3 protein-coding genes are annotated in these 5,355 nt (G+C 71.5%); 2 read left to right on the plus strand and 1 reads right to left on the minus strand.

Annotated elements, in window-relative coordinates; translation table 11 throughout:
- Nucleotides 1-897: 897 nt before the first annotated feature.
- Entirely contained in the window at nucleotides 898-2,322 is a 1,425-nt protein-coding gene (locus tag Asi02nite_RS40785; protein WP_203719408.1) for an NAD-dependent malic enzyme, read from the minus strand.
- A 101-nt stretch (nucleotides 2,323-2,423) separates the two neighbouring features.
- On the opposite strand from Asi02nite_RS40785, the gene hflX reads away from it, so the two are divergent.
- Nucleotides 2,424-3,893, plus strand: coding sequence for a GTPase HflX (gene hflX / locus Asi02nite_RS40790; protein ID WP_203719409.1), 1,470 nt, complete (start codon nucleotides 2,424-2,426; stop codon nucleotides 3,891-3,893).
- Between the two features lie 55 nt (nucleotides 3,894-3,948).
- Nucleotides 3,949-5,355, plus strand: a 1,407-nt coding sequence (locus Asi02nite_RS40795; RefSeq protein WP_203719410.1) for a hypothetical protein, incomplete at its 3' end; no start/stop codon positions are given.

The raw sequence follows: 5,355 nt of genomic DNA on the forward strand, positions 1-5,355 counted from the left end.
ACGTCCGGGCGGCGAGCGCGGGGCGGTGACGTCCGGGCGGCGAGCGCGGGGCGGTGACGTCCGGGCGGCGAGCGCGGGGCGGTGACGTCCGGGCGACGCGCCCACACGCCCGACGGCCTGATCACCGCCAGTCCGGAGACGACCGACGGCGACGTGGCCACCTGCTGATGCTGGTTACCGCGTGGACGCCCGCTGGCGCACCGGCATGTCCCGTGCCGAACGGCCCAGCGACCCGCGGGCGATCCTGCAGCCGCCCGCATAACCAAAACTGGGGACGCGACTGGCGAGAGGGAGCAACCCGGTGCCGAGGCTTGGCGACCTCAGATCACAGCTGCGCTAACGGGTTGCCGCCGGTGCTTTCGAGGGCGGCGGTCGCATGCCCGCGCTCACCAGTTCGAACGAATCGATCGCCCACGTAGGGACCGTCGGGCGGAAGCGGCCCACCAACCCGGAGTCGGTCAAGAAACCCACCACGAAGACCAACCATTGGACTGTGGCCCACGGCCCGACGGGACCTCGACCAGGCCGAACTGGGTCAGGGCGGGGGAGGATGGTGTGAGTGCCGACTATAAGGGGCGCGCTCTTTGCGACCTGTCGGTACTCACACCATCCTCCCCCGCCAAGACCGCAACCAGCCGACGACCGACATCCTCATGGGAGGGGAGTGACCGGTCGTGGGACGGCCAGGACCGCGACCACCCGCGGACCGCCACCCCATGGTCGAGGAGTGACCGGCGGGGCGACGGGCCAAGAGGGCAAGCACCCGCCGACCGCCACCCTGATGGTCGAGGAGCGACCGGTCGTGGGACGGCCAGATCTGACCGCAACCAACGACGAACCCGCCCGGCCCGGCGGGAGCAACGGCCCGGACCACTGCGGACCCGGGACAAAAAGCCCCTAAGGCGCCGAAGTATCCACAGCCGCGACAGGCGCACTCTGCGCAGCCGCACGCACCGCGGCGGCCACCGCCACCGCCACCCGCGAGTCGAACACGCTGGGCACGATCACGGTCGGATTGATCTTGTCCTCACCCACGACATCGGCGATCGCCCGGGCGGCCGCGATCGCCATCTCCTCGGTGAACTCCTCGGCGTGCGCGTCGAGCATCCCGCGGAAAACCCCAGGGAAGGCCAGCACGTTGTTGATCTGGTTCGGCTGGTCCGAGCGCCCGGTGGCGACCACGGCCGCGTGCTTGCGGGCCTCGCGCGGGTCGACCTCCGGGTCCGGGTTGGCCAGGGCGAACACGATCGCGTTGTCGGCCATGCCCGCGATGTCGTCGCCGGTCAGCAGGTTCGGCGCGCTCACGCCGATGAACACGTCGGCGCCCCGCAGCGCACCCGGCAGGTCGCCCTGGTAGCTGTCGCGGTTCGTGTGCTCCACCAGCCACTGCCAGGCTTCCGGCAGATCCTTCAGGCCGGAGTGCAACACACCGGGCCGGTCGTACGCGATGATGTCGCCCACGCCCTGCCGCAGCAGCAGCTTCATGATCGCGGTCCCGGCGGCACCCGCGCCGCTCACCACGACCCGCACGTCCTCGATGCGCTTGCCCACCACCCGCAGCGCGTTGGTCAGCGCGGCCAGTACGCAGATCGCGGTCCCGTGCTGATCATCGTGGAACACCGGGATGTCCAGCAGTTCCCGCAGCCGCTCCTCGATCTCGAAGCAGCGCGGCGCCGCGATGTCCTCGAGGTTGATGCCGCCGTACGCCGGTGCGATGGCCTGCACGATCCGGACGATCTCGTCGGTGTCCTGAGTGTCCAGTACGACCGGCCACGCGTCGACGCCGCCGAACCGCTTGAACAGCGCCGCCTTGCCCTCCATCACGGGCAGTGACGCGGCCGGTCCGAGGTTGCCCAGGCCGAGCACCGCGGAACCGTCGGTCACCACGGCCACGGTGTTGCGCTTGATCGTCAGGCGCCGCGCGTCGGCGGGGTTCTCGGCGATGGCGAGACAGACCCGGGCCACCCCCGGGGTGTACGCGCGGGACAGCTCGTCGCGGTTGCGCAGCGCCACCTTCGGCGTCACTTCGATTTTGCCGCCCAGGTGGAGCAGAAAGGTACGGTCGGAGACCTTTCGAACGTCGACGCCGTCCAGCCCCTCCAGGGCCTTCACGACCTGGTCGGCGTGGTTGGCGTCGGCGGTGTCACAGGTGAGGTCGACGACGACCGTCGTGGGGTCCGAGTCGACGACGTCGAGGGCGGTGACGATCGCACCCGCCTCACCGACGCAGGTGGTCAGCCGGCCGATGGCGGACGCGTCGGCGACCACCCCGATCCGGATGGTGATCGAAAAGCCGGCGCTGGGCAGGCGGGTCTGCGCCACGTGGTCCTCCGTCGTCCTCCGGCGCGGGCCACGGCGCCCACGCCGTAGCGCATTCTTGCCCACGTGTGTCGAGGTCGGCCAACCGCCCGGGCGATTTACGGATGCGCTCGCCGTCCGGTCGTGTCACGATCGGTATTCAAGGAGGCACTCTTTTGCGCACGTTCCACGCTGTGGATGATCTCGCCGACATCGACGCCACGACCGGCGAGCTGGAGCTCGAAGACCGACATGCGCTGCGCCGCGTCGCAGGCCTGTCCACGGAGCTCACCGACGTCACCGAGGTCGAATACCGGCAGCTCCGGCTCGAACGGGTCGTCCTCGTCGGAGTCTGGACCGAGGGCACGGCCGAGGACGCCGACAACTCACTGATCGAGCTGGCGGCGCTCGCCGAGACCGCCGGCTCCCTGGTGCTGGAGGGCATGATCCAGCGCCGCAGCAAGCCCGACCCGGCCACCTTCGTGGGCTCCGGCAAGGTCAGCGAGCTGCGCGACATGGTCACCTCGACCGGCGCCGACACCGTGATCTGCGACGGCGAGCTGTCGCCGTCCCAGCTCCGCAACCTGGAGCAGCGGGTCAAGGTCAAGGTCGTCGACCGGACCGCGCTGATCCTCGACATCTTCGCCCAGCACGCGAAGAGCAAAGAGGGCAAGGCGCAGGTCGAGCTCGCACAGCTCGAATACCTGCTGCCGCGGCTGCGTGGTTGGGGCGAGACGCTGTCCCGCCAGACCGGTGGTTCCGGGCGCGGCGGTGGCGCGGGTGGCGGCGTCGGCGTGCGTGGTCCCGGTGAGACCAAGCTCGAGACCGACCGCCGCCGGATCAACCATCGCATCGCCCGCCTACGGCGCGAGATCAAAGCCTTGCGCACCGTACGCGCGACCAAGCGCGCCAGGCGCAACCGCAACGACATTCCGGCCGTGACGATCGCCGGTTACACCAACGCCGGCAAGTCCAGCCTGCTCAACCGGCTGACCGGCGCGGGTGTGCTGGTCGAGGACGCGCTGTTCGCGACCCTCGACACGACCACCCGCCGGGCCCGCACCAACGACGGCCGGGTCTACACGCTCTCCGACACGGTCGGCTTCGTCCGGCACCTCCCGCACCAGATCGTCGAGGCGTTCCGCTCGACGCTGGAGGAGGTCGGCGAGGCCGATCTGGTGGTGCACGTCGTCGACGGCGCGCACCCCGACCCCGAGGAGCAGGTCCGCGCGGTCCGCGAGGTGCTGGCCGAGGTCGGCGCCGACGGTGTGCCGGAGCTGCTGGTGGTCAACAAGATCGATACGGCCGACGAGGAGACGCTGCTCCGGCTGAAGCGCACGTGGCCCGAGGCGGTGTTCGTCTCGGCCCGCTCCGGGCGCGGCATCGACGAGCTGCGGGCGACGCTCGAGTCGCGGCTGCCGCGGCCGGCGGTCGAGCTGCGGGTCGTGGTGCCCTACGACCGTGGTGAGCTGGTCGCCCAGTTGCACCGGCGCGCCAAGGTGCTGAGCACCGCCCACATCGCCGAGGGCACCGCGCTGCACGTACGGGTCGATCAGGCGCTGGCGGCCGAGCTGGCGCCCTACATCTCGGCATAGGGCGGAGATCACGAGGGGGAGGCGCGCACCCAGGCCGGCGTGCGACACTGGCCCGATGCCGCGCGCTTCCTCTTCGATCACGGTCGTCCTGGGCGTGGTCGCAGCGGCGCTCGGTGCCGGATTTGGCACCGCATGGGCCGCTCCGTCCCCGGGGCCGGACGGCGCGGGGGCTGCCGCGGTTCCGGTGGTCGAGGGCAAGAAGGTCTGCGCCATCACCGACTCGAAGCTGGTGGAGCTGTCGGGCCTGGTCGCGACCAGGTCCGGCTTCGTCGTCATCAACGACAGCACCGAGAGCTCGAGCCGCGAGCGCGTCTTCTTCCTCGACAAGAAGTGCAAGGTGACCGACTCGGTCACCTACCCGGGCGGCGGGCCGCGGGACACCGAGGACATGGCCCTCTCGCCCGACGGCAAGACCCTGTGGATCGCCGACACCGGCGACAACAACAAGGAACGCGACAGCATCGTGCTGTGGAGCCTGCCGGCCGACGGCAGCGACCAGCCGACCCTGCACCGCTTCGTCTACCCCGAGGACAAGGCGTACGACGCCGAGGCGCTGGTCATGTCCGGCACCGGCGCGGGTACGCCCCTCGTGATCACCAAGAGCGCCGGCCCGGCCGAGCTGTTCGTGCCCGCCGCGGCGATCAAGAACAACAACGCGGCCGGCGTGCCGATGAAGAAGGTCGGCACCCTCACGCTGCCCAAGACCGACACGCCCAACCTGCTCGGCGTGGCCGGGCGGCTGACGGTGACGGGCGCGGGGCGCTCGACCGACGGCACGAAGGTCGTCGTCCGGACGTACGCCGACGCGTTCGAGTGGGACGTCGCCGACGGTGACGTGGTGGCCACCCTGACCGGCAAGACCGCGCCGCGGGCCACGGGCCTGACCGACCCGTTCGGCGAGGCGATCTCCTACACGAGCGACAACAAGCAGTTCGTGACCGTCTCCGACGGCGGCCAGCTCGGTGAGGACGACGAGATCCAGATCCTGAGCTACGTGCCGGCCGCGGCACTCCCACCGGCCACGGGCGGCGCCTCGCCAGGCGCCGGGGGCGGCGACGGCGGCTCGTTCCTGGACGGCCTCACGCTCAAGGACATCACGTCACTGATCGCCGCGATCGGCGTGATCGGCCTGATCCTGGTCGGCGCCGGCGTGGGCGGCATCCTCGTGGCCCGGAAGAAGCGGGCGGAGGCGGCCTCGGGCGCGGACCCGGCGGGCGGCGCCCCACGGGTCGGCCGCCAGGTGGCGCCGGAGCAGGCATCCTGGGACCGCGACCCACCCCCGGGCGGCAACGTCTACGGCGGCCAGCAGCAGCAGCCCCCCGGAGGCGGCGTCTACGGCGCACCACAACGCGCGGGCGGCGGCGGTGTCTACGGCGGCGGCCCGCAGCGCGGCGGTCCAGGCGGCGGCCCGCAGCGCGGCGGTCCAGGCGGCGGCCCGCAGCGCGGCGGTCCAGGCGGCGGC

Origin of the sequence: Asanoa siamensis (assembly GCF_016862555.1) — a bacterium.
Classification (GTDB): Bacteria; Actinomycetota; Actinomycetes; order Mycobacteriales; family Micromonosporaceae; genus Asanoa; species Asanoa siamensis.

What these genes read in the sequence shown, in the direction of transcription:
- hflX (WP_203719409.1), top strand. Translation starts at nt 2,424, where the DNA reads ATGCGCTCGCCGTCCGGTCGTGTCACGATCGGTATTCAAGGAGGCACT.